Source organism: Leptolinea tardivitalis (assembly GCF_001050275.1).
Classification (GTDB): Bacteria; Chloroflexota; Anaerolineae; order Anaerolineales; family Anaerolineaceae; genus Leptolinea; species Leptolinea tardivitalis.
This window is the reverse complement of record NZ_BBYA01000008.1, coordinates 635025-660438: the sequence shown is the minus strand read 5'-3', so window position 1 is coordinate 660438 and position 25414 is coordinate 635025. Positions and strand designations below refer to the sequence as shown.

The following is a 25414-nucleotide window of genomic DNA, read 5'->3' as shown; positions in this document are numbered from 1 at the left end:
CCCTAATGATAGTATAAAAATTCCGGTACAATCAACCATCTTTTCATCTATACGAGGGAAAAATGGAATTTGATTGGGCAAAAACATTAGATGCGGCTGTCACAGTCTGTGATTCTGAGGGAATCATTATATTTATGAATGAACAATCGTCGAAGATTTTTACAAAAGATGGCGGTTATGCACTGATTGGTAAAAATCTACTTGATTGTCACCCCGGCTCTTCCAAGCAAAAATTGGAAAATCTACTGACTGAACCCCGTGTAAATATGTACACTATAGAAAAAAAAGGGATTAAAAAATTTATCTACCAGACTCCATGGTACAAAGACGGACAATTTGGTGGATTGGTTGAAATCTCATTTGTTCTGGATGAAGAAGTTCCCCATTTCGTTCGTTCCTAGATCACCAATAATTCCTGTTTTTGATGAAAGTAATAATGATTTTTCCGAGGAATTTTCTCATTTTTTCCTATTCATTTTTCGTTAAGAATGTCATGGTTTCAATATGATACGTTTGTGAAAACATATCCATCGGGATGATCTTTTGAATGACATAATTGGACGAAACCAGAATTTTCAAATCCCGTGCTAATGTTGATGGATCACAGGAAATGTACGCAATCTTCTTTGGATTTGATTTTATAAGAGCCTTTATGGCAGCCGGTGCAATGCCGGCTCTTGGGGGATCAATAATTACAATATCTGGATGCAAATCTAATTCAGGCAGAACATGCTCCACATAACCCTGGTACAAATCAATATGATCATATTCATCAAGATTAATAGCAAAATCGCTGCAGGCATCTTCGGATGATTCAATACCGATGATTTTTTGCACTTTATCGGCAATAAAAGCACTAAAGAAACCAACACCGCAATAACAATCCAAAACGGTATCTGTCTTTCCAAATTTCAAATTTTCCATAAGCAAATCGATCATACATGACGCTATGTCCCGGTTTGTCTGGAAAAAAGATCCCGCAGAAACCTGAAAGCGTTTCCCATTGATATCAAATAAATTAAAGTTTTCACCAGATAGAACCATGTCTCCAACTGGACCGCGATATACCACATTCAACGGAAAATCCACAGCAAACTCAGGGGGATTCTTCGAATCCCCTGTCATGAATAATACTGGAGTACCCTGACCATCATCACGTAACGCTATTCGTGAGAGTCCGGTATCTGACTCAAAGCTAAGGGATCTCAGCAATTCATTCAATGGCTCTTCCAAAAGAAGGCACTTTTCAATTGGGATTACATCATGAGAAAGTGCTTTTTGAAAACCAGGTTTTCCGGTTGAATCCAGATGAAATTGAACATGGTTTCGGTAATTTAAGTTTCGGGGAGAAGCAACGGTGGCTTGAATATAACTGTTACCCAACCCACCTAAACGTTCCAATTGTTCTTTCAAAATCTGTTTTTTTATTTCAAGTTGAAATGAATAGTCTACGTGTTGATAATGGCATCCCCCGCATAGCGAATAGTATGGGCAGGGTGGATCTACGCGATTTACATTCGGGTATTCAATTTGAATCGGCTTACCAGTCAAGTTTCGATTACTTTCATTAAAAGCTTCAATGGTCACCTTCTCCCCTGGCAGGGTAAATGGTACCAGAACAATGCGCCCATTATCCATACGGGCTATTCCCGAACCGCCGTAAATCATCTGTTCAACAACAATATCAAACATTTCAATCCCTCAATCTCTTGTTATCGCGAATCATCCTTTTATATACATATTATTGCTTTTTTTCGTTTTATTCATAATTATTAATGACATATAAAAGATATTTTATCCTTTTTTTATTGTATATATTTTGTTCATATTCTTATAGTAGATATACCCTCCTTACATATCATATAGAAAGACGAGTAATCCATGGGAAAAAATATTCCATTTTTTAAATCAATGCGTGGAAAATTGATTTTATTTTTTCTGGCGCTTTCTTTAATTCCTCTGATCGTCGTCAGTGTATTTGCCTATTTCCAGAGTCAAAATGCCTTACGTGAAAGTATAACAAACCAGCTGCAAGAAGCGGCAGATAATAATTCTGCCAATATTTCAGATTGGTTGGAAAGCCGAAAAAAAGATCTTATTGTAATGGGCAGCAATGCCAGAATCCAATCCATGGATCCAGAATCGGCAAAATCCGCCGTTGACCAGTTTTTTAAGGGTTGGGGACGGTATGAAACGATTTTTGTCCTCGGAGTGGACGGCAAATCAGTAGCCACAAGTGATGGAAATCCTGTCGATCTTTCAGACCGCGCCTATTTCAAAGAAGCTCTTTCATCGGGAAAAACTGTCATATCGCAACCAGTATTCTCTAAAGCAACCGGTAATCTTGTCATGGCCATCGCGACACCTGTTATCAATTCAGAAAATAAGACAGTGGGTGTAGTAGCCGCAACAGTTCCCATGACATACATTAGCACACTTATGAGTAGTGCAGCTATGGGAGAAACTGGTGAAGCCTATCTCATCAATGCCGATGGATTAATTATCACTCCTTCGCGTTATGAAGATGAATTAATTAAGTCCAAACGTGTCACAAAAATGGCAGAGTTGGAACTTAAAGTTGAAACCTATGCATCGCAACAAATATTGGCTGGGAAAAATGGCCTATCGGAATACACAAATTACATGGGAACCCCCGTTATTGGTGCTTATAGCTGGCTGCCGGACGAAAAATGGGGCATTATTGTAGAACAAGCCAGCAGTGAGGCTTTTGAAGCCGTTAATTCTCTTCGCAATTTTATTTTTGGATTGATCGCTATTTCATTAATTCTTGTAATTGTTATTGCCATAATCATAGCCAATTCCATTGCAAAACCCATTCAATCAATGGCTTCAATTGCTAACCTTATGGCCGAAGGCAAAATTAATCAAGACGTGAAATATACATCCGGTGATGAAATCGGCGAACTGGCCAATTCATTCCGTGAGATGATCAGTTTCCAAAAGACAATGGCAGCATCGGCAGAATTACTTTCTAATGGAGACCTTACAGCGGATATTAAACCGAAATCTGATGAAGATGTTTTGGGTGTAGCTTTTGAACGGATGTTGAAGAACCTACGTGATGCTATTAGTGAAGTGGCATCCAATGCTCACAATTTGAATGTAGCCTCCAGTCAACTGGCTCAAGCCTCTGACCAGGCTGGCCAGGCAACGTCACAGATTGCCACTACCATTCAACAGGTAGCCCGTGGTACCACCCAGCAAACCGAAGCAGCCACCCATTCTGCTGCGTCTGTCGAAGAATTGCGCAGGGCTATTGAGAATGTATCCAAAGGAGCCCAGGCCCAGGCCGAAGCAGTCTCAAAAATGGCAGCTCTTACCGGATCATTGTCGTCTTCCATCCAGCAGGTTGCCGGTAATGCAAATCAGGTATCGGTAGAATCGAACAATGCAGCCACAGCTGCCCGCGAAGGTTCCGCAACAGTGTCTGACACGATTCAGGGCATGGAAACCATCCGTCAAAAAGTAGGTTTCTCGGCTCAAAAAGTTCAAGAAATGGGAAACCGCTCTGATCAGATTGGAGCAATTGTCGAAACAATTGACGATATTGCATCACAGACCAACCTTCTGGCGCTGAATGCGGCTATTGAAGCAGCACGCGCCGGTGAACATGGCAAAGGTTTTGCCGTGGTGGCGGATGAAGTTCGAAAACTTGCGGAACGTTCAAGTTCTGCCACAAAAGAGATTGGTTCCCTTATTAATGGCATTCAGGAGACTGTGGCAGAAGCGGTCAATGCAATGAATGACAGCGCCATTGAAGTGAAGACAGGTACTGAAAGGGCATCCAGGGCAGGAACAGCTCTTGAAAATATCTTGAAAGCGGCAGAAGCGGTAAACGAACAGGCGCAATTGGCTGCCAGTGCTGTTGCTCAGATGGGATCGCTTTCCAATGAACTGGTGGCAGCCGCCGATGATGTTTCTGCTATTGTTGAAGAGAATACAGCGGCTACAGAAGAAATGGCCGCTGGATCGTCTGAAATCACCCAGGCGATTGATAATATCGCTTCGGTGAGTGAAGAGAACTCGGCCGCTGTCGAAGAGGTCTCTGCCTCTGCCGAAGAGATGAGCGCGCAGGTTGAAGAAGTAACTGCTTCAGCTCAATCCCTCTCGGATATGGCAGAAATGCTGCAGAAAACAGTAGACAGATTTAAATTAAATTAGATAACTCACTTTTTTCCTTATAGGCATTCTGCTATTTCACAAGCAGGATGCCTTTTTTGTCTTGGGCTTTCCCCGCCGTTGCAGTTCCAATGTATTGGCTGCCATCTACAATGATGAACGTTGAACAGTTGGGAGTGTTGCAGTACTCCAAACTTTTAAAGTTCTTTAAGGTATCAAGAAATATTTCCGGTACTATCCTTCTGTAGGCTGTATTCCAACCTGTCAGATAGAGATTACTGATCGCAGAACGATTATATTTGTTTTCGCGATTTTTCGGATTTTCATACATTCCTTAATCCAAAAACCTCTTATTATTCAACTATAAGAGAAATATGTTGATTGTTAACAAAAATGCTTTAACTTTTTTCATGGATAAAGAAAAACCGCCTTTCGGCGGTATAAGTGGCGGAGAGGGAGGGATTCGAACCCTCGATACCTTTCGGTATACGCGCTTTCCAAGCGCGCGCACTAGGCCAACTATGCGACCTCTCCAGCTTGATTTGCGACGGCTATTTTACCACAGGTTTTCGGTTTGATAGGGAAATTGCCCTTTCAACATCATCAAAATCTATCCCTATAAAATTCTTGTCATTTCTGCATATTGGTCTTATAATACTGAAACTCCGGGCGGATAGCTCAGTTGGTTAGAGCACACGGTTGACATCCGTGAGGTCGCAGGTTCGAGCCCTGTTTCGCCCACAATAAAGGTCGCCATTTCGGCGGCTTTTTGCATTTAACTCCTGGGAACAAATCCGCCCATTTTTCCGTCTACACATTGCGATATACAATTAAATCGGATTTTCAGAGAAGAAGAAAAGAGGGTTGTGATATGGCTAATGTGACGCGAAAAAGAGTATTCCTTTGCATCACGATTTTTTTATTTTTTCTACTGGCAACAGTAATGATCACCGGATGCAATTTTCCCGGATTGAATACCTCTCAAAATGTCACTGCCCAACCCGTACCTGTTAAGAATTCAACTCCTCAGCCAAATGGAGAACAAACACCCATGGATGAAAGTATATCCAGCCAACCTATGACATTGAATGAAGGACAACCTCAAACACAACCTGTTCAGGTACTTCCAACAGCTGTAAGTGAAAACCTTACCGATGTTGAAATCGATGATATCCTTGCCCGCCTTCCTGCTTTGCCTGTCGATGAGACACAACAGACGGATTTCAAACTCCCTCAGGGATTGGTACCGCCTCCTCGAACCGGTGACACGGTTTCACAGCCTTTCCCGCCATCTGAGAAAGTATCCCCAACCGAAAAAACCGAGGCTGGTCCGCTCGAAGTTTTACGTTTTTCTCCCGAAGGAGAAATACCTGTAGCGCCCTTCATTAGTGTCACTTTCAACCAACCAATGGTTCCGTTGACAACAATTGGCGACCTGAGCAGCAAGGATGTCCCTGTTCAAATTAAACCCGACCTACCCGGGATTTGGCGGTGGATTGGCACGAAGACATTAACTTTTAACTACGATTCCAGTTTGATTGATCGATTGCCAAAGTCAACAGAATACTTCGTCATTATTCCTGCCGGTACAACATCTCAAACTGGAGGTGTACTACAAAAGTCTGTTGAGTGGAAATTTACAACACCACCGGTAAAACTGGTCACCCATTATCCAGAAGGAAGCAGCCAACCTCAGAATTCTCTGGTATTTTTATCGTTTGATCAACGTATTGATCCCGCTTCTGTTTTAAAAACCATTACGCTGACGGCCAACGGGAAACCTGTTGATACTAAGCTTAGCTCAGATTCAGATTGGAAATCTGATTCACGGATATCTGGTTTGGTGAAGAACGCACAGGAAGGCCGTTGGATGGTCTTTCAGGCATCTCAACCCCTTCCTTTGGACTCAGATATCAACATCACAGTCGGTCCCAATACTCCCTCTGTAGAGGGACCATTGACGTCTAAAGAAGTCCAATCTTTTAGTTTTCGAACCTATTCACCCTTAAAAGTAATTGAACATGGATGTTCATGGGGTGGTTCCAATTGTCCACCGTTAACACCACTCTATATCCGGTTCAATAATCCGATTGATGAAAAATCCTTCCAGGATGGAATGTTAAAAATTCAACCCGAGATTCCCGGTGTATCCGCCAACATTGTCGGTGATACTATCACAATTGAAGGGGAAACAAAGGGAAGATCCACCTACTCTGCCGTTTTGAGCGCAAATCTTCAAGATGTCTTTGGTCAGAAATTGGGTAAAGATACCAGCCTATCCTTCAAAATTGGACAGGCAGAAAAAACTCTGGTTGGCCCTGGACAAAACTTCATAACATTGGATCCAGCTTCCAAGGATCCAGCCCTCTCCATTTATTCCATCAATTATTCCCGATTGGATGTCCAGATTTTCAGTGTAAAACCATCTGACTGGCCAGCATATATAAAGTACCTTCAGAATTATCAACAATCAGATAAGAATTTTTCTATCCCAGGCAAAAAAGTTTTTGACAAGACAATTGATGTCAAATTTACAGACGATGTGTTGACAGAAACTGCAATCAAATTAAAACCTTTCATGACCGGTGAATTCGGCCAATTTATTATGATTGTGAAGCCGCACCTCGGTTTGCTCGAAAAAGAAGATTATTGGCGCACAATCCAGGTTTGGGTACAGGTTACCCATATCGGATTGGACGCATTCGCCGATCAGAATAAAATGACGATTTGGACAACAAATCTTGCCGATGGATCTCCAATTGAAGGGGCGAACATTTCATCCGATGGACAATCTCTTCAAATCAAGTCAGGAGAATCAGGATTAACGACTATAGACATACCCAACGAGGCAACCTACCTGACCGCCAGTCAATGGTCAGATATTGCCATTCTGCCAAAAAACATCAACTTTTGGGGCAACGATTCCTGGCAATCATATCCAGTCACAGATGAATTGCGCTGGTATGTCTTTGATGACAGGAAGATGTATAAACCCGGTGAAGAAGTACATATAAAAGGCTGGCTGCGGCGTATTGGTGGGTCTCAGACCGGTGATGTAACACTGGCAACGAATGATGTGAACGACATCTCGTATTCCATCATAGAACCTCAGGGGAATGAAATTGGTAAAGGGCTGGCTGAGGTTGACATTCTGGGTGGTTTTGACTTTACATTCACCATTCCACAGGAAACCAATCTGGGGAATGCCCAGATCAACCTGCAGGGCATAGGTCCACTTACAAATCTGTCGAACACATCGTATACACATAGTTTCAGCATTCAGGAATTTCGCCGGCCTGAATTTGAAGTGACAGCGCGTAATGACACACCCGGGCCGTATCTTGCAGGTGAATCCGCCATAGCAGTAGTCGAAGCAAAATATTATGCCGGAGGTGCCCTTCCAAATGCGGATGTAACCTGGCAGGTTTCAACCACTCCGTCCAGTTATAGCCCACCGAATTGGTCTGACTTCACCTTTGGTTCCTGGACACCCTGGTGGATAAATACGACAGAATCATTTGAATCACCCGTTGGATATTTTAGAAAAGGCAGTGAGAAAAAAGTAGAAACATTTAGTGGGACAACCGATGCAACTGGAACCCATTATCTGAAAATAAATTTTGAAAAGAATTCATCCGCCCGTCCAATAACAGTTTCGGCACAGGCAACCGTAATGGATGTCAATCGGCAAGCCTGGACCAGTTCTACGAGTATGCTGGTTCATCCTGCCACATTGTATGTTGGTCTTAAGAGTAACCGGTATTTTGTGGAAAAAGGCACACCACTGAATATAGAATTCATCGTTACCGATATTGATGGTAAGGCAGTGGAAGACCGGTTGGTCAATATTCAGGCTTCCCGTCTTGAATGGAAATATAAAAATGGACATTGGGTTGAAGAAGAAGTTGATACCCAAAAATGTAGTGAATCGTCAAAATTGGAACCGGGAACCTGTACATTCCAGACACCTCTGGGAGGTTCATACCGAATTACTGCAACTGTCAGCGATGAAAAAGGTCGTATCAATAAAACTGACCTGACCCGCTGGGTTAGCGGCGGCAAGCGTCCACCTGCCCGGAAGGTAGAGCAGGAATCAGTCACATTGATACCGGATAAAGAGACGTATTTACCCGGTGATAATGCCCAGATTCTGGTCCAACCGCCCTTTTCCCCGGCCGATGGTGTTATGACTGTAAGCCGAAACGGTTTCCTTTATTCTGAACCGTTCCATATCGATAAGGACACCGTCACCCTTCAGGTGCCCATTAAAGAAGCCTATTTGCCCAATGTACATATCCAGGTAGATATTACTGGGTCCACACCTCGTCTGGATGATAATGGCAAAGTAATATCGGATGCCCCCAATCGTACGGCTTATGCAACGGGTAGCCTGAATCTAAAAATTCCTCCGGTGCAAAGAGAACTTAAACTGGTAGCTACACCGGCTGAAAAAGAGTTGGAACCTGGAAAAGAAACCTCCGTTCAAGTTGCCTTATCAGACCAACAGGGGAACCCAGTCCAGAATGCTGAAGTGGCTATAGTGGTTGTAGATGAAGCCATTCTGTCTTTGACGAATTACTCATTATCAGATCCTGTGTCATGGTTTTATTCAGAGAGACCTTCCGGTTTCAATGCTACCTATGGACGGTCAAGTATTATTCTTGCCGATCCGATGGTTCTTGCTCAAACGACCAAACGTGAAATGATGGCCAAGGGAGGTGCGGAAAGCATGGATACCGGAGCTCCCATGCCAACCATGGGATTGATGCCGGCCGCGCCAATAATGGAAGCAGCCCCATATGCAGCTGCTCCTTCTACTCCTGCACCTATACGCATCCGCTCAGATTTCAATCCTTTGGCGGCATTTTCACCGACTGCCATCACAGATAATAATGGGGTGGTTTCAATACCGGTTAAGCTTCCGGATAATCTGACACGTTATCGGATTATGGCAGTGGCAGTATCTAAAGATGGAAAAAGTTTTGGAATCGGCGAATCTAGTCTGACGGCTCGCCTTCCCCTTATGGTACGCCCTTCGGCTCCTCGCTTCTTAAATTTCGGAGATCAGTTTGAATTACCTATTGTTCTTCAAAATCAAACTGATGCAGATATGCAGGTGTCTGTTGCGGTTCGGGCTGCCAATCTTGATTTTACGAAATCCCGCGGAGAACGACTGACTGTACCGGCACGCAATCGGGTGGAAGTCCGTTTTCCAGCGAAAACATCCTTTGCTGGAAAAGTTACTCTTCAGGTTGCGGCGGTCGCCGGGAATTTCAGTGATGCTGCCACAATAGAATTACCAGTTTACACACCGGCAACCACAGAAGCTTTTGCCACATATGGAGTGGTGGATAAAGGGTCTGTAGTTCAACCTATTGCTTCTCCAACCGATGTCTATCCGCAATATGGTGGATTAGAGATCAATACGTCCTCAACAGCTTTGCAGGCGTTAACAGATGCCGTGATATATCTGGTTTCTTATCCCTTTGAATGCAGTGAACAGTTATCTTCCCGTATTTTGGGTGTTGCCGCCTTAAGGGATGTTCTCACAGCCTTTGAAGCCAAAGATATGCCATCTCCAGCTGACATGGAAAATGCCATACAGCGCGATATCACCCGGCTGCAAAGCCTTCAGAATTCTGACGGAGGCTTCCCCTACTGGCGGCATGGGCAAGAGTCCATCCCCTTTAATACAATTCATGCCGCACATGCTCTTCAACGGGCTAAACTCAAAGGATTTGACGTTCCACCGGAAATGCTATCTCAGGCATTGGGTTATCTCCAGCAGATTGAAAGCCACTATCCTGCCTGGTACAGCCAGAGAACCCGCTGGGTGCTCTCATCTTATGCGCTGTATGTCCGCAATTTGATGGGTGACAGGGATTCTTCAAAAGCGGCATCGATTATTGACCAGGCTGGTCTTGAAAACCTTCCTCTCGATTCAATTGGTTGGCTGTGGACCGTTTTATCCGATTCGTCGGCTGATTCAAACAAGATTACGGCTATTCGTACATTGGTCAACAATCGAGTTGTTGAAACAGCCGGTGCAGCCAATTTCACCACAGATTATGATGATCAAAATTACTTACTGTTAGGATCCGATCGTAGAACCGATGCAATCTTATTGGAAGCTCTGATGATTGACAATCCCCAGTCTGACCTGATACCCAAGGTGGTGAATGGTTTGTTAGCCCACCGTACTAAAGGACGTTGGGGCAGCACTCAGGAAAATGTTTTTGTCCTGCTCACATTGGATCGTTATTTCAATACCTACGAGAACCAGACCCCTGATTTTGTCGCAAGAATATGGTTGGGTGATGGGTATGCTGGCAGCCAAGATTTTCGTGGTCGTTCAACTGAACGGCAGGAATCGAATATTCCAATGAATTACCTTCTCGATCAAATCCCAACAAATGAAACCCGTGATTTGGTTCTCAATAAGGAAGGCTCTGGACGCCTGTATTACCGTCTTGGTTTGTCCTATGTTCCCACTAACCTTACTCTTGATCCTCTGGATATGGGTTTTGTCGTCGAAAGGAAATACGAGGCGATTGATAATCCAGATGATGTTCGCCGCGGACCGGATGGGACCTGGTTTATCAAGGCTGGTGCTAAAGTCAAAGTCCACCTGACAATGATTGCAGATAATCGACGGTATCATGTGGCACTGGTTGACCCGCTACCCGCCGGTCTGGAAATCATTAACCCCTCATTGGCAATAACCGGAAACGAAGGCCTGACAACAGGAACGCTGATGCCCCGATACAGCTGGTGGTGGCACTGGAACTGGTTTGACCATCAGAATCTACGTGATGAACGCGCAGAGGTTTTTACATCCTTACTTTGGGATGGAGTGTATGAATACTCGTATATTACCCGCGCCACAACACCGGGAGAATTCATAGTTCCTCCGACCAAGGCGGAAGAGATGTACTCTCCCGAAGTATTTGGTCGCAGCGGCAGTGACAAGGTTGTAGTGGAATAAACATACATCAAATTTTAAAACAACCGTCTGACATGCATCGTCAGGCGGTTGTTTTCTTTTAAACAAAAATCTGGTTTTTTTCTTGCGATGACCAATCAAACCGAATGTTTTATCAATAACCTTATTGTAAAATTCCATCTTTCTTGCTGATGATGAGCAGCAGCTCTTGCAGGCCATACAACGTATGCATTTTGTTTCGTCAATTTGAAGAGATTCAGGATTAATAGCTTGAACCAGGCACCTTTTTGCACAAAGACCGCAATGCCGGCATCGTTGTTGATCTGCTTCAGGCTGTCTGACAATAAAACGAGTCCCTCTCTGTGGAAACTTCTTAATAAAAATCGGCAAATTTGATTCTGGCAGATTGATCGTGGAGAGATTTTTTGATTCCAGTTTTTCTCGTACCAGTTTTCCCAGAAGACCAGCCTGGTAAAGATCATCAACATTTGGCCGCCCAATTCCCACCTGATTTATAGAAGTGCAATATGTATGTTCAGCAATAATAATACCGGCTCCAATCAATCTGAAATTGTTAATTCGAGCCAACCGTTGGTATTTCATAAATAAATGAAGGTATACATTTACCAAAAACTGGCGAAGCAAGTATCTCGATATCACAGTCGACGGGCAGAACAGTCTGCCTCGAATTAATTTGTGACAAATTCACAAAGTGTGTCTTGTAATTTAGCCTTCAGAAAAAGCTTGAACGATTTTCTCGGTTTTTCCGGTGGCAGAGAAGAATCGGATCTGGGCTGATTTCTCCATTTACCTCGTATCTCCCATCCTTGATCTGAATGTAATTCATACTCAAAAAGCCAGATTGAACATCATCCTCTCAACCTGAAAATTGGTATCCTCATTTATCCGGATTGATTTACGTAGTTTGCTATAATACTACCCATTAACTCATCACACGTTTTTTTGACCAGGAATTAACGAATCTCATGAAGAAAATTTTAACCTCACTAGTATTTTTGGCAGTGTTGAGTACCAGCTGCTCCACTCAGCCTACCCCACCCCCTGTCCCTACACCTGACCTTAATGCACTGGTTGGCACCATGATGGCGGCAACATTAACGGCTATCGCTCCTACACCGGCTCCACCCACTGAAACCCCACTGCCTGAACCCACCCCCACTGTCCTTCCCCCCGGCACATTGATGGAGGAATTTGGTTCCAATTTTACGTATCCGAATGCAGAGTATTGGTCAGATCCTATGGATGCGTCACTGGTAAAGCATAATTTCGGTGTATCTGTAAACGCAGATACCTTGAAATATGATTTTGCTGACCCTGAAACCTACCTGTATACGTTCTACCAGAAGGAAATGCCGGCAGATGTTACTGTTGAAACAACGTACAATATGGATACAACGCAAAGTTCAGAAGCATCTGTTGTTTGCCGGGTTGATCCGACATCACGCAATAAATGGTATGAGTTTCGAGTTATCCATTTTGAAAGAGCCGCTGTAATTTATTATTTTGAACGGAAAGACGTATATCAAAATCCGTATACACGTCTGGCCTATGCCAAACTTTCCGTTGAATTATTCCGTGATCAACCGAACCGTATTGAAGGACGTTGCCAGGGCAATAAATTAACAGTTTCTGTCAACGGTCAAGAGATCACAAGTGTTGAAGACACACGCCTTACTTCGGGTGGCCTTGTGGGTATGGGTGGTGTATCTCATTCAAAAGTTCCAATGAGCATTTCTTATTTGAATCTGAACGTCCATCCAGCTCAATAGTACTTTAATTTTGCATAGAAGTATGAAATCCCGATCTGCCAATTTGGCACATCGGGATTTTTGTTATATTACTTTATCTAAAATAAACCCAAGTCCAATAAACAGGGCAAAAATCAATTCCAATTGACCTGTTTCAGCCAGTACCTGGTTTAGTGCTCGTCCATGTGATTGGTAAACTTTTCTCCCTGTTCGTAGAGCCATTGGAATGGATAAAAATGACACCAGAACGTATGGAGTTGTCAATCCTTTCACGCAAAGAATGATTGGGATGATAAAAGCAACAACCAATAAATTGAAATATTCATAACGCGTAAAGGATTCTCCAAAAATTACAGACAACGTCTTTTTTCCTGCAAGGCGATCTGTTGCGATATCACGGAGATTGTTGACAACCAGAATGGCCGTTGACAGACATCCCATGGATATGGATATCAAAATACTTGCTGTTGTGATTGTCTTTGTCTGCCCGAAGTATGTTCCGCACACTGCTGCCAACCCGAAAAAAAGAAAAACGCCCAGTTCTCCAAGTCCATAATAACCATATGGTATTGGACCACCGGAATAAGCCAGAGCAGCAATAATCGCGGCAATCCCGATCAATAAAATGTGCCAACTGCTTAAAATGGAAACATAAATTCCCAAAAATGCAGCCAGTAAGAAACAAACAGCCATTCCAGTTTTAATCTGACTGGCTGAAAGCAAACCCGCCTGGGTTACCCGAAGAGGACCAAGCCGTTCGTTTGTGTCTGTACCCCGTTGAAAATCAAACAAGTCATTGGCCAGATTCGCTGCGATTTGCAGCAATAAAGCGGTCAGCAAACAAGCCAATGCAACCAAAGGCTGCAGAAATCCATCATGGAATGCCAATGCCGTTGCTGCGATAACCGGCGCCGCGGCAGCCGGCAAAGTTTTAGGACGAGCAGCCAGCCACCATATTTGATATGCTGGCATTGATTTGTTTGCTTCCATATTTCACCCATCAACGCATCTAATTATGGGAAACCCATAAATTATACTGGTATTGGTGGTTTCTCTTTAAATAAACAGACAGTGTTTTTGGACACTGCCTGTTTATGAACTACGCATATATTACTTTACAAATTATTGATGACATTGTTATACGCTGAATTTACCCAGGGAGCTATGTAGGGGATTAATACAATGACAATAAGTACTACCATAAGGAAAATTAAGGCGTATTCTACAAGCCCCTGTCCCCTTTCACTTTCGTGAAAAACCATCCCAATCCTCCTTTCCTGTAAGCAAGAATTATTCACTTACCATAGATTAAATACTACTTCAACGGAAAATCAAATAAAGACGAAATAAAAGATATTCCATATCTAGAATAATACAGAGTCATGTTTTGAGCAAATCACTTTCAAAATTGCATGAAACGAGCGCCTTTCAGCGCTCGTTTCTTACTCAATAACTGGTCTAAAGTGATTTTTCAAATCAAAGGGTGAAAACACACCCAATGAAGTCACTATCCCGCTGATTAAGGTCGGTGGAGTGATATCGAATGCCGGATAATAGCCTTTCACGCCTTCTTTTACTGTCTTGGTTCCCAATGCTTTCAGGCTTTCTTCCGGATCACGAAGTTCAATTTCAACTCCATTGATATTTGGTTCAGAGAGAGAAGGATTCCTTAGAATGTAACAGGGAATCTTATGATAATGGGCTGCGATGGCAATTTGAAAAGTTCCAACTTTGTTTACTGCATAACCATCCAGAGTTACAACATCGGCCGCACAGGCAAAAACATCTATCAACCCCTGAGACATCATGAAAGCAGGCATATTGTCTGTCACAACGGTAACGGGAATTCCCATTTCCTGTGCCATGCTGGCCGTCAGGCGTGCACCTTGCAGAAATGGCCGGGTTTCCGGACAGATCAAAGAAATATTCTTTCCGGCATTTTTTGCTTCCAACAAGGTATAACCAATATAGGTTTCAGCAAAACACTGTGTCAGCAATCTAACATTTTGCGGAAGTAAACTGGCGGTCAAAGAACCGATTTTCCGATCTTCCAGATACCGTTCTTCAAGGATTTTTTGTACAAAATCATATGTGACTTTCTCAATATCGTTGCCATCAGTCAAAGCTTTCAGGGAAACATTAAGGATTCGCTGCATATGTCTTACCTGAAAAGCGGATGTGGTAGGACGTGCATGACCCAAATCGTCGGCGGCTTTTTTCATGAAAGCTTCAGCCTCTAGAGCTTTCATGTTTTTTACTTGATGGGCAGCCAGAACCATTCCACAGGCAGATGCCAACCATGGTCCCATACTTTGTGTCACCATGTCACGAATGGCTTGAACAACCTCTCGATAATCAGTGCAGATTGTAAACTCAACCTTCATCGGATAAATTCGCCGATCAAGGATGAATACTTTTCCGTCTTCATATCGGGCTACATTCCTGGGATGAATCAGGAAACCCAATCCGTCAGCATAGTCATACGGCATGGAGATTTATACCCTTTCAACCAGCTCTCTGAATTTTCGGCAGTTTTCTGTCAGGTCAGGTCCGTTACGGAATAGACCGCCTCCCATCAAAAACATAACATCTCGGCCATATACTTTCAATATATCCGGTATATTCTCAAAGGTCATACCACCACCAGGCGCAGGGAAAATTGACCGAATATGTCCCATGGGGGCTTTTGTCTGATCAATTATTTGTTGAACACCTTCTCGAGGGTATGAGAAGCGTCCACCGTAATTGGGGAAAATGGTTACATCTGAACCTACCAGCCTCGGAATCTGACCATACCAGCATCCAAAAGAAAAACCCTGGATCGGATTATGTACGTAGGTTCCATGAAATGCCGGGTGATGCAGTATAGGTAGTCCGAAGGAATCGTCATCAGAAAGAACACGTATGAAGTCAAGGCCAACAAGACCAGGAATAACCATTACACCACCAGCGCCTACTTCTTTAGCATATAAAGCTCTCTCCAATACCTCAGTTACAGGACCGCTTATATTGGGGATATAAAGGCTCTTGAACCCGGTTTTCTGATTGGCTTCCTGCATGGCTTCTGCACATGCTTTGACACGGTCTTTAAAACGGGCAAATTTCTGGTTCCCGATGTTGTGATCTTCTTTAACGATATCAATGCCGCCCAGTCCCATCAGTCGAATAATATCCGCGAATTCTTTTGGCGATGAGCCCAAAGGTTTTAGCGCCGCACATAGCATCGGGCGTGTCGCTGCATTCAATAGTTTGCGTAAACCAATACGTCCAAAACGCGGACCTTTGAAATGTTGCAAGAGTACAGGTGGCAGGTCAAAGCTTTCAACTTTAACATTGCGCATCATGCTTACGTTTCCAAACATAACGTTTAGAACATAGATAAACTCATCAGCCGTCGTTTCTACCGGATATGAAATGACTACTCGGTTATGAGAGGGACCAATCTCTTCAACTTCAAGTACTTTCCCAGTCAGATGATTCTTTATGTCACCTTCGGGAAGAAGATCCAACGGGAACTCAATCGTGTTTTCGACAGAAATTTCCTTCGCCTGGGTCACAGCATCTTCATGAGAACAAAAGATAGAATAGGTAACCGTTAAGAGATCACCCGATAAATTGAGTGATTTATCGAAATTCATATTTCGCTCGTTATTCCTATTTTGCTTCTTCTTCCAATTTTGCCAACATCTCTTTATTCGGTATCACACACAGGAAGCCCATAGGTTCATCGCCAACAGCGGCCAGATCATGATGCTCCCAGGGTTTGATAAAGATTAGGTCACGCGGTTTCAGGTCATAAACCTGGTCTTCAATTGTAACGCGGGCATGTCCATGTAGGATCATGACGCCGTGAACGTGGGCATGATAATCTCGGGTGGCAGAATGGCCGCCTGGTTGAATCAGGAAATAGCGGAAGACAAAATGCTCGGCACCTTCATCACGTCCGATTAAAATCTTGCCACTTGCTCCTTTGGCTGCTCCGTCATCATATTTCTTGGAGTGAACATCTTCCCAATCAAAAGCTGTATCTGTTCCAATAAAACGATGTACTACTGCCATTTCTTTTGCCTCTTTCTATAAAAAATATTAGTAATGTTTAAATTCTACCAGTTAATTGTTCTTTTTATTGTCTCATTTTGATTAATATGTACATTTTTATATATCATCTTGATCATTTCTACTCAACTCGTCTGGCAAGGCATAATGTGACATTCCCATTTTGTATTCGATACGCCACAGGCAATTCTTGATATTGATACAATGCTTCTCGCCGGAGAGGAAGGAAAAGCAAACTGTCAGGCGGATAGGATGGATCATTTGCTTTTATTATTTCGAATCGTTTATCGGCATAATAGCGTACAAGATTTGGCACAAAAGCGACGAATATATTATTGGCATTGCTTTCATTCCTATTTACCTGCTCTGTCAATTCTCGATAACACGTTAACCAATAATCGGTTTCATATTTTCCTGCTGCGCCTTCCATACCTCCTACCAATGAATTATAAAAAGAATATTCATAGGGATGATCTCGTACAATTCCCAAGCATCCTGATAAAGCTGCGACAAAACACAAAACCTGGATTAAATATGATTTTTTTATATTGAGCAAAGAGTCAAAAGATAAGGCACTGAAAAAGAACAAAGCAGGAAGAATAAATAGAAAATGCCGGTAATTATCATACATTGCCGGCCGAAATATCAAAACATAACCCAACGGAATCATCAACCAGGCGACAAAAATCCATGTTCCGATATCGATTTTTTTCGAGACCAGCCTGAAACAATATATCAAAAAACCTGTAATAATGAAAAACAAAGAAGGAATTGTCAGAGTAACACCCAGAAGCCAGGGTAAATAATCAGCTGGTAAATCCTTTGAATCATAGACAGTTCCCCTGAATAAAACACCAACACTTACCGGGTTATCTGACATATGGATGAAAACGTCAATAAATCTCTGTATCGTATCCTGCCAAAGGTAAGGCCAGAAAATGTACGTGATCACTACCGTTCCCATAAAATAAAGAGCAATTATTGGTAATGATCTCCATCGGAAGTGCCTGCATAGTTCCAAGACAGTCAAGATACCCATTAATGGTCCTAAGACTCTGGTTGATGTGGTTACACCCAGAAAAAAACAGGCAATGGACAACGTCCAAATATTTTTATTGCGAATTCCTTTTTTAAAATAGGAAGCATTCACAGATTTAATCAAAAAGATGAGTCGGTTAATCCATAAGGGGAAAAGTTTAAGGCTAAAGGAAAATGTAGTGAGAAAAATTGAAAGAAAGGTAAGACCCGAACGAAAAGTATAAAAAATGGAGACTGCTTTTCCTGCATAAGATTTCAACGGAACTGTTTGAGATTGTCTGGCAAGATTATGGAATATTGTGTAGATCAGGTCACTTTCAGAACGTTCTTGCATTCCCATGATCGTTGATCGTATTGTATTTTCTATCGTGGGTGAAAACAGGAAGATTATGATTGAAAGAGAAATCAGACAAAGACAGACAATATTCAGTTTCCTCAATGTTTCTTTTTTGAAAACTAATAAATCATTACGATTTTCAACTAGAACAGGATCACGAAAAGCATCAGACAGCCTATCCACCAACTTCAATCCGAAATACAGACTGATAATGAACAAAACCATAAAAGGGATATCTTTGGGATCTATCCACGAAATACCAAAAACAACGGGTTGTGTGGCAAATAGTAGAACAGTCAATAAAGAAACGAGCGGTTTGAACCAGCGTAATAACAATAAGTAAAAAACAATCATCCCGGCCCAGTAAACCCAGAAATTAACCAAATGCCAGAGATCGATTTCCAACACACCCGGGAGGCAGAATTTGAACAAATTAACAACCAGGCGCCCAAATATCAGGTAAGCCGGACCATAAAGTCGAAGGTTATCCGGTCCTAAAAGACTGTCAAGACTGAATTGTCCTGAGATTCTGTCATGAATAGAATACGCCCGGATAGATTGGTCAGCATACGTATATAAATCCGGTTCATCCCAACTGGCACCATAATCATCAAACAGGAAAAATCCTATAATCAATCCTGTGACTATTAGGATTATCAGTGGCAATGTTCGGTTATTTTCCAGCTGTTTGTTCACTTCGATAATCCTGTCCTTTTTACGGATAAACCTGCTCATCCGCTTGTAAATGCCCCTGGAGTTCATTATAATACGCTCATCACAATGACCGGGACGAGTAATCTGCGTTGATTTTCAGAGAGAAATCTCAATAGCTGAAAGAGATTTCAAATAAATCAGATGAAAACCACCCGCGAGTGAGCAGCTTGAACAGGTTTTTACCTCAATATGGCTGCCGGATGACCCGTTACCGTCAAAATGAGATGGTTGGCAAGCCAACCAAACTGGGTGGAACCGCGTGAGTAAAACTCTCGCCCCGGATGGGGCGAGGTTTTTTTTATTTTTTTGGAGGTTTAAATGCCAAAACTAGAATTTGTACGCTACCAGGATTCTTTACTTTACCGAATTCGGCATTCAACAGCTCATATCATGGCTGAAGCTGTTCGGGAAAAATTCCCCACTGCTAAAATTGCCATTGGTCCTGCCATTGATGATGGTTTTTATTATGATTTTGATCTGCCTCGCCCCCTGACTCCGGAAGATCTCTCTGGCATTGAGGAATCGATGCGGAAAATAATCAAGGGAAACCATAAGTTTATCCAAAAGACACTCTCAGCCGATGAAGCTCGTAAACTTTTCGAAGATCAACCTTTTAAACTTGAGTTGATCGATGGCTTAGAATCGGGCGGTCTGGATGAAGATGGAAACCCGATGACAGATAAAGTTGAAATTTCCACCTTTACGCACGACACATTTACAGACCTCTGCCGAGGACCTCATGTAGAATCAACCAGTCAGATCAATCCTGATGCTATTAAGTTATTGACCGTTGCAGGGGCGTACTGGCGTGGCGACGAAAAACGACCGATGCTGCAACGAATCTATGGAACAGCATTTACTTCGCCTGCTGAATTGGAAGAATTTTTGTGGAAGCAGGAAGAAGCTAAAAAACGTGACCATCGAAAACTAGGCAAAGAATTGGGATTGTTCTACTTTTCTGATGATGTCGGTCCTGGTCTTCCCCTTTTCACCCCCAAAGGTGAAATGCTTCGTCATGTGATGGAATCATACGTACGAGAAACCCAGACTCGATACGGATACCAACATGTGTGGACCGGGCATGTCGTCAAAGAGGATTTATATAGAAAATCGGGGCATTATGATAATTACAAAGACGCCATGTTCCCGCCGATGGTCGATGAAAATATTACATTCCGTTTGAAACCGATGAATTGCCCAAGTCATATGACGCTTTTCAAAGAAATGGGCCGCCATTCATATCGTGAATTACCGTTACGATTTGCTGAATTTGCCACTCTGTACCGATATGAAAAAACCGGCGAACTGACCGGTCTAACTCGCGTTCGTTCACTGACACAGGATGATTGCCACACTTTTTGCACTCCAGATCAAATAGGTAGTGAGTTCCTACTGGCGTTAAATCTGATTCGAGAGGTATTAAATCGTTATCGCTTTACAGATTACCGTGTACGATTATCTCTGCGCGGTAAGACCGGAAAATTTGTAAAGGATGACGAGAAATGGGATAAAGCAGAGTCCGCATTGCGATCATCCATGGATAAAGCTGGATTGGAATATTTTGAGGCTGAAGGGGAAGCTGCCTTCTACGGCCCGAAAGCGGATTTTATCGCCCGTGATGTTTTGGGAAGAGACTGGCAGCTCTCTACAATTCAAGTGGACTTCATCCAACCGTCACGACTTGGCCTCACCTATATTGGAGAAGATGGCGCAGAGCATACTCCCGTGGTGATCCATCGGGCTGTCACCGGATCAACCGAAAGATTCCTGGGTGTAGTAATTGAGCATTTCGCTGGAGCCTTTCCTGTATGGCTGGCACCTGTCCAGGCAGTAATCATTCCCATCGCCGATCGCCACCTGGAATACGCACACTCCATCCAAATTAAACTCAAAGCCGAAGGGATTCGTTCAGAAGTTGATGATCGCAGCGAACGAATGAACGCCAAGATTCGCGATGCGCAAAATCAAAAAATTCCCTATATGCTTGTAGTAGGCGATAAGGAGATGGAGCAAGACCAGGTAGCATTACGGCTGCGAAGCGGTGAAAACCCGGGACCTATTGGTTACACGGACTTTGTCCTACGGGCCAAAAAAGACATTTCTGAAGCAAAATAAGAAAAGAAGCGTATTCAGAAGTTAATATTTGTTTTTACATCTTCCACTTTATTCAAGAAAGTCGGCGAATAATTGGGTTTTGCTCCTAATATTCGCCGACTTTTGTAAGTTACTTCCCACTTTGGGATATCTCAAAAAGGCAACAAATAACGTTTGAGATAACCTCTTCTTTTCAGGCAGATTCTCCAAAGTTGGTATCGATCAAATCTTTAATGGCTGTCAATACCTCACCTTCCCTGTCTCCATTTGCAGTGACAAGGATTTCATGACCAGAGTCAACTCCCAGAGTCAATACAGCTAAAACACTCTTTGCGTTAACGGTTGCACTATTGGTTGTCACATTTTTAACTTTAATATCACATGGGAACGTATTGCATGTTTTCACAAAAACAGATGCAGGTCGGGCATGCAGACCAGCTGGATGAGAAACCACAAATTTAGCTTCAGACAAAGCAACCTCCTAATTTTTTTTCTTTTCTCGCAGAATTTGGATCAATACATCAGATGGAAACAACGCCATAATTGTCCCCATAGATGCAAATTTCGGTAGAAAGGTACCCGATTTTGCCAGCAACGGAATTTTTATCGTTTTCCGTGCCTTATCCCAAGGAATACTGACTGATTTCAAGTTTCGTGTGATCTCAGATTTGCTCCAATTTTTTAATTTTGGTTCCAATTGTTCGAGTATGGAAGAAATGATGACCTCATGTACACGCTCATAATTGCGCCATGAGATATAAACAATAAGGGCATAAAAAAGAATAATTCCATTGATCCACAGACTGTTGGCATAGTACAAATCACCAACCTTCATCCCAAAATCTCCAATAAAACCGTGGATAATACTCTGAACTATGCTCATGGTGTTGTCCATAAAAATGAATTGGGCGAACCAAAAATCTGGTTCGCCCAATTGTATCCGAGATTCATAAAATCAGATTGAATAATTCTGTTGATATTCTGAGGACTATTCTTCTACAGGAGCGCCGGCGGCTTTTTCCCAGCTCTTAGTATTCTTGGAGAAGAAGAAGAACAGGGCAGCGATGGCAGCGATGAGGATTACGAGACCAACTACGCCCAGGCCTTTCACCAGGTTGGTGAAGACAAACGGCGGCCACAGGAAACCATCACCGATGGAGATGATTTTGACAGCGTTTTCAGGCATCTGGAACTTGGCAGCCTGAGCAGCGCTGGTGAACAGATCTGCCATTCCGGTACCGAAGTAGAAGCCGACACCAAGAGTGATCAAACCGGCAATGATGATGCGAACAACATTACCCTTCATCAGAGGTGCGCACATGGCCACAACAAACGGGATAATGGCCAGGTCGGCAAACAGGAGAACATGATTGCCAGGCAGAATGAAGGATAACAGGATCACCAGGGGAACCAGTACCAGGGATGAAGAAATGGCAGCCGGGTGGCCAATCAAGATGGCAGAATCCAGACCAATGTAGAATTCACGTCCACCGTAGTGTTTCTGCATAAAGGTGCGGGCAGCTTCTGATACGGGGATAAGGCCTTCCATCAAGATTTTTACCATGCGGGGCAGCAGCAACATAACAGCCGCCAGGTTCATACCGCACTGGAGAACCTTTGAAATAACGGTAGCGGCATCGCCGGCATTATAGTAACCAATGATACCGAGGATCAGACCAATGACCAAACCCTGAATAATAGGCTCACCAAGAATGCCGAATTTTTTCTGAATGGTTTCAGTATCAGCATTCAAATCGCGCAGACCAGGGATTTTTTCGATCAGCCAGTTCACGCCGATAGCAATCGGAACGACAGGGGCTGAGGTCAAATGGGGAATGGAAATTCCAGGAAGTCCGTAGAAGTGCTGAACAGCTTTCGCAGTCCAGTCAGCCAGGAACAGAGCAAATGCAGCGGCAATGGCAGCAGCAACCAAACCGTACCAGAGCTGGCCGGTGGCGGCTACGATCAGGGAGCCGATGAAGGCGAAGTGCCAGAAGTTCCAGATGTCTACGTTGAGGGTCTTGGTCACATTCGTGAACAGAAGAACAATGTTGACAAGCAATGCGATCGGAATGACCCATAGACCAACGGACGATCCAAAAGCGATGGCGGCGGCAGAAGGCCAACCAACATCAACGGTATCGAGTTTGATACCAGTGTTGGTAACCATTGCCTGGGCAACACCAGAGAGGCTTCCCCACATCAGGTTGATCACCAGGTTAATGCCGATGAAAGCAATACCGATGGTGACACCAGCGCGGAATGCGCGGGCGGGTTTGGCTCCCATCGCCCATGCCAATAGGAAGATGAAGATAGGCAGGACAACCGTTGAACCCAAACTATCAATTACAGTTTTCAATCCAGCTAAAAATGCATCCATCGAATCCTCCAAACATCAAGTTATTTAGTGTCGAGAGTCCCTAGTTTCAACTGCGCAGAATTTTCTCGATCTGATCCAGAACCTCCTCCTTTCCAACACCGGTTAAGAACGCCAGTGTTTGGATACGGGCTTTCCAAGGTTCGCGGGAACAGGGGTAGTGGTGACAATTAAGTCAGCACTAGCAGCCAAGCTGGGAACTTCCATTGCCTTGCACTGCTGGGTCGTAACTTTTACACCACGTTCCTGCATCGCTTCCTCAATGCCAATAGCAACTACGGTGGAAGTCGCAATAGCCGTTCCACAAGCCACTAAGACCAACTTCGGTTTTTCAGCCATACCCACATTCCTCCACGTTATAATTTTTAATACTTCAGGTTATGCCAGGGCAGCCTGAACATCCTCAAAAGTAGTCGCGGCCATCAATTTTTCAACAGTTTCAGGCCGCTGTAAAACACTAGCAATTTCCTGCAGCATCTCTATTTGAGATTTAGGTTGTTCCAACGATAACAAGAAAACAAGCTGCACATTAACATCTTCATCGGGTGAAATCATGTTTTTAAAAATAACCGGCCGTTTCAAAGTTGCCATGGCAACCCCCGGTTTTAACACATGAATAACATCAGTATGTGGAATAGCCGCATTAACTTCTCCTCCTAACGGCAACCCGGTAGGAAGTTTCTTTTCGCGCGCCATTGCCGCATCAACAAAGGTATCTTTTACATACCCGTCGATATACAAACGAATTCCCAGGTTCTCAATAACATCAGCCGCGTCGCGGGCATCCATTTTCAAACATACAGCTTCACTATCTAATAGTTGCAGCAATTTATTGCTCATATGTACACTTAACCCATTCCAATAAAATAAGTTCCTAATTAATCAACATTAATTTTACATTATTTCCTGTTTTTGACAATGGAAGCGTTTCTTTTTAATAGCGATATATACAGAAATATGGTATGATTTTGTACGATTTATCAAAATATCATCATTTTTGTGTACACATAGGAGTAGACTATCAGCGCCAACAATTTTCGAGTCAACGAATTAATTCGGGTTCCCGAAGTCCGACTTATCGGAGCAAACGGGGAAAATGTGGGAGTGGTCTCTATTGACCAGGCATTGCGAATGGCCAGAGAAGCTGAATTGGATTTGGTCGAAGTTTCTGGTAATGCTACCCCGCCTGTTTGTCGGATTATGGATTTCGGCAAGTTCCTTTATGAACGAACTAAAAAGGAACGGGAAGCTAAAAAATCTCAGACCAAAATTGAAGTAAAAGAGATCAGGCTAAGACCCAAAACCAATGAACATCACCGCTCTTTTAAAACTCGAGATGCCAGACGCTGGCTGAATGATGGAATGAAAGTCCGCGTGACGGTACGTTTTCGTGGACGTGAAATCACATATCCTGAATTGGCTCTCGAAGATCTTCGCGAAATTGCTGCAGAGCTGGCTGATATTTCAACAGTTGAACAAATCCCTGCCATTGAAGGCCGTGTGATGACTATGGTTCTGGGACCATCCAAACCGGGAAAGAAAAAACCAGCCGACGCTCCAAAATCAGAAGGGGCAGAATCCATGACGGTTGTAGCCGATTCTGACCAAAATTGATGTAAAATATAGGTTCGTAATTTCCAGGAATTGAATTAAATTCCTGGTTGATTCTGCAGAGAGGAGTTGTACTGTGCCACGCAAGGTTAAAGCAGGTAAGATCAAACTAAAGACCCATAAAGCAACCTCTAAACGGTTCCGCCTTACCGGGTCGGGCACTTTGATGCGCACGAAAGGTGGAAAGAGCCATCTCCGCCGTCGTACGTCAAAACGCACAAAGGCCTTACTGTCTGAGATGGTTACTGTGCAGGGCGAGAAGATCGTCCAGCGCGTTACCCGTCTTGCCCCGAATATGAAGTAGGGATCTGGTTATTCTTTTTTAGTGCGACTGT

The 25414-nt window shown here is 43.3% G+C and carries 18 protein-coding genes, 2 tRNA genes, 1 pseudogene and 1 other annotated feature; of the genes and pseudogenes, 8 read left to right on the top strand and 13 right to left on the bottom strand.

The features are described 5' to 3' along the window. The first annotated feature begins 62 nt into the window (after window positions 1-62). The gene (locus LTAR_RS06975) at window positions 63-401 is read left to right on the top strand and encodes a hypothetical protein (RefSeq protein ID WP_062421445.1); all 339 of its coding nucleotides are present in this window, start codon (window positions 63-65) and stop codon (window positions 399-401) included. A gap of 67 nt (window positions 402-468) precedes the next feature. Here the strand turns inward: LTAR_RS06975 and LTAR_RS06970 are convergent, their stop codons facing one another. Further along, window positions 469-1692: a class I SAM-dependent RNA methyltransferase gene (locus LTAR_RS06970; RefSeq protein WP_062421444.1), complete on the bottom strand. Its 1224-nt coding sequence runs from the start codon at window positions 1690-1692 to the stop codon at window positions 469-471. Window positions 1693-1881: 189 nt separating this feature from the next. Between LTAR_RS06970 and LTAR_RS06965 the strand changes: the two genes are divergently transcribed. Then, window positions 1882-4182, top strand: coding sequence for a methyl-accepting chemotaxis protein (locus tag LTAR_RS06965; RefSeq protein ID WP_062421443.1), 2301 nt, complete (start codon window positions 1882-1884; stop codon window positions 4180-4182). A 31-nt stretch (window positions 4183-4213) separates the two neighbouring features. Here the strand turns inward: LTAR_RS06965 and LTAR_RS06960 are convergent, their stop codons facing one another. Further along, on the bottom strand, window positions 4214-4471 hold the full coding sequence (locus LTAR_RS06960) for a hypothetical protein (RefSeq protein WP_062421442.1): 258 nt from the start codon (window positions 4469-4471) through the stop codon (window positions 4214-4216). Window positions 4472-4585: 114 nt separating this feature from the next. Beyond that, window positions 4586-4674: transfer RNA gene (locus tag LTAR_RS06955), tRNA-Ser, on the bottom strand. 133 nt (window positions 4675-4807) lie between these two features. Here LTAR_RS06955 and LTAR_RS06950 point away from each other — a divergent pair. From LTAR_RS06950 to LTAR_RS06935, 3 genes are all read left to right on the top strand, one after another. Beyond that, window positions 4808-4881, top strand: a tRNA-Val gene (locus LTAR_RS06950). A gap of 130 nt (window positions 4882-5011) precedes the next feature. Beyond that, complete coding sequence (locus LTAR_RS06945) at window positions 5012-11125, top strand: Ig-like domain-containing alpha-2-macroglobulin family protein (protein WP_062421441.1); 6114 nt, start codon at window positions 5012-5014, stop codon at window positions 11123-11125. Window positions 11126-12069: 944 nt separating this feature from the next. Further along, window positions 12070-12873 (top strand): hypothetical protein, encoded by an 804-nt coding sequence (locus tag LTAR_RS06935; RefSeq protein WP_062531897.1) that lies wholly within the window; start codon window positions 12070-12072, stop codon window positions 12871-12873. A 63-nt stretch (window positions 12874-12936) separates the two neighbouring features. On the opposite strand, the gene LTAR_RS06930 is transcribed toward LTAR_RS06935, so the two are convergent. The 5 genes from LTAR_RS06930 to LTAR_RS06910 all read right to left on the bottom strand — a co-directional run bounded on the left by LTAR_RS06930 (window position 12937) and on the right by LTAR_RS06910 (window position 18949). Next, window positions 12937-13824: a 1,4-dihydroxy-2-naphthoate polyprenyltransferase gene (locus LTAR_RS06930; RefSeq protein WP_236686583.1), complete on the bottom strand. Its 888-nt coding sequence runs from the start codon at window positions 13822-13824 to the stop codon at window positions 12937-12939. 470 nt (window positions 13825-14294) lie between these two features. After that, window positions 14295-15341, bottom strand: a complete 1047-nt coding sequence (locus LTAR_RS06925; RefSeq protein ID WP_062421437.1) for a s-methyl-5-thioribose-1-phosphate isomerase — start codon at window positions 15339-15341, stop codon at window positions 14295-14297. 6 nt (window positions 15342-15347) lie between these two features. Further along, window positions 15348-16490, bottom strand: coding sequence for a RuBisCO large subunit C-terminal-like domain-containing protein (locus LTAR_RS06920; RefSeq protein WP_062421436.1), 1143 nt, complete (start codon window positions 16488-16490; stop codon window positions 15348-15350). Between the two features lie 16 nt (window positions 16491-16506). Beyond that, the gene (locus LTAR_RS06915) at window positions 16507-16911 is read right to left on the bottom strand and encodes a cupin domain-containing protein (protein ID WP_062421435.1); all 405 of its coding nucleotides are present in this window, start codon (window positions 16909-16911) and stop codon (window positions 16507-16509) included. A 118-nt stretch (window positions 16912-17029) separates the two neighbouring features. Continuing rightward, window positions 17030-18949, bottom strand: a complete 1920-nt coding sequence (locus LTAR_RS06910) for a hypothetical protein (protein WP_139044438.1) — start codon at window positions 18947-18949, stop codon at window positions 17030-17032. Between the two features lie 105 nt (window positions 18950-19054). Continuing rightward, window positions 19055-19280: a binding site (T-box leader), on the top strand. Window positions 19281-19315: 35 nt separating this feature from the next. On the opposite strand from LTAR_RS06910, the gene thrS reads away from it, so the two are divergent. Further along, on the top strand, window positions 19316-21112 hold the full coding sequence (thrS, locus tag LTAR_RS06905) for a threonine--tRNA ligase (RefSeq protein WP_062421433.1): 1797 nt from the start codon (window positions 19316-19318) through the stop codon (window positions 21110-21112). Between the two features lie 172 nt (window positions 21113-21284). On the opposite strand, the gene LTAR_RS06900 is transcribed toward thrS, so the two are convergent. The 5 genes and pseudogenes from LTAR_RS06900 to LTAR_RS06880 all read right to left on the bottom strand — a co-directional run bounded on the left by LTAR_RS06900 (window position 21285) and on the right by LTAR_RS06880 (window position 24308). After that, window positions 21285-21563, bottom strand: a complete 279-nt coding sequence (locus tag LTAR_RS06900; protein WP_062421432.1) for an HPr family phosphocarrier protein — start codon at window positions 21561-21563, stop codon at window positions 21285-21287. A gap of 9 nt (window positions 21564-21572) precedes the next feature. Continuing rightward, complete coding sequence (locus LTAR_RS06895; RefSeq protein WP_139044436.1) at window positions 21573-21974, bottom strand: hypothetical protein; 402 nt, start codon at window positions 21972-21974, stop codon at window positions 21573-21575. A gap of 105 nt (window positions 21975-22079) precedes the next feature. Next, on the bottom strand, window positions 22080-23471 hold the full coding sequence (locus tag LTAR_RS06890) for a PTS galactitol transporter subunit IIC (protein ID WP_062421430.1): 1392 nt from the start codon (window positions 23469-23471) through the stop codon (window positions 22080-22082). Between the two features lie 46 nt (window positions 23472-23517). Continuing rightward, window positions 23518-23807, bottom strand: a pseudogene (locus tag LTAR_RS06885) (PTS sugar transporter subunit IIB). Between the two features lie 39 nt (window positions 23808-23846). Next, on the bottom strand, window positions 23847-24308 hold the full coding sequence (locus LTAR_RS06880; protein ID WP_062421429.1) for a PTS sugar transporter subunit IIA: 462 nt from the start codon (window positions 24306-24308) through the stop codon (window positions 23847-23849). Between the two features lie 180 nt (window positions 24309-24488). Here LTAR_RS06880 and infC point away from each other — a divergent pair, with 180 nt between their 5' ends. Next, window positions 24489-25082, top strand: a complete 594-nt coding sequence (infC, locus tag LTAR_RS06875) for a translation initiation factor IF-3 (RefSeq protein WP_062531899.1) — start codon at window positions 24489-24491, stop codon at window positions 25080-25082. A 73-nt stretch (window positions 25083-25155) separates the two neighbouring features. Next, window positions 25156-25383 carry a large ribosomal subunit protein bL35 gene (locus LTAR_RS06870; protein WP_062421427.1) on the top strand — a complete coding sequence of 76 codons (228 nt, stop codon included), beginning with the start codon at window positions 25156-25158 and terminating at the stop codon, window positions 25381-25383. Window positions 25384-25414 lie beyond the last annotated feature (31 nt).

Coding starts and splice junctions, on each gene's coding strand:
- LTAR_RS06975 (WP_062421445.1), top strand. CDS start 63: ATGGAATTTGATTGGGCAAAAACATTAGATGCGGCTGTCACAGTCTGT.
- LTAR_RS06970 (WP_062421444.1), bottom strand. CDS start 1,692: ATGTTTGATATTGTTGTTGAACAGATGATTTACGGCGGTTCGGGAATA.
- LTAR_RS06965 (WP_062421443.1), top strand. CDS start 1,882: ATGGGAAAAAATATTCCATTTTTTAAATCAATGCGTGGAAAATTGATT.
- LTAR_RS06960 (WP_062421442.1), bottom strand. CDS start 4,471: ATGTATGAAAATCCGAAAAATCGCGAAAACAAATATAATCGTTCTGCG.
- LTAR_RS06945 (WP_062421441.1), top strand. CDS start 5,012: ATGGCTAATGTGACGCGAAAAAGAGTATTCCTTTGCATCACGATTTTT.
- LTAR_RS06935 (WP_062531897.1), top strand. CDS start 12,070: ATGAAGAAAATTTTAACCTCACTAGTATTTTTGGCAGTGTTGAGTACC.
- LTAR_RS06930 (WP_236686583.1), bottom strand. CDS start 13,824: ATGCCAGCATATCAAATATGGTGGCTGGCTGCTCGTCCTAAAACTTTG.
- LTAR_RS06925 (WP_062421437.1), bottom strand. CDS start 15,341: ATGCCGTATGACTATGCTGACGGATTGGGTTTCCTGATTCATCCCAGG.
- LTAR_RS06920 (WP_062421436.1), bottom strand. CDS start 16,490: ATGAATTTCGATAAATCACTCAATTTATCGGGTGATCTCTTAACGGTT.
- LTAR_RS06915 (WP_062421435.1), bottom strand. CDS start 16,911: ATGGCAGTAGTACATCGTTTTATTGGAACAGATACAGCTTTTGATTGG.
- thrS (WP_062421433.1), top strand. CDS start 19,316: ATGCCAAAACTAGAATTTGTACGCTACCAGGATTCTTTACTTTACCGA.
- LTAR_RS06895 (WP_139044436.1), bottom strand. CDS start 21,974: ATGAGCATAGTTCAGAGTATTATCCACGGTTTTATTGGAGATTTTGGG.
- LTAR_RS06890 (WP_062421430.1), bottom strand. CDS start 23,471: ATGGATGCATTTTTAGCTGGATTGAAAACTGTAATTGATAGTTTGGGT.
- LTAR_RS06880 (WP_062421429.1), bottom strand. CDS start 24,308: ATGAGCAATAAATTGCTGCAACTATTAGATAGTGAAGCTGTATGTTTG.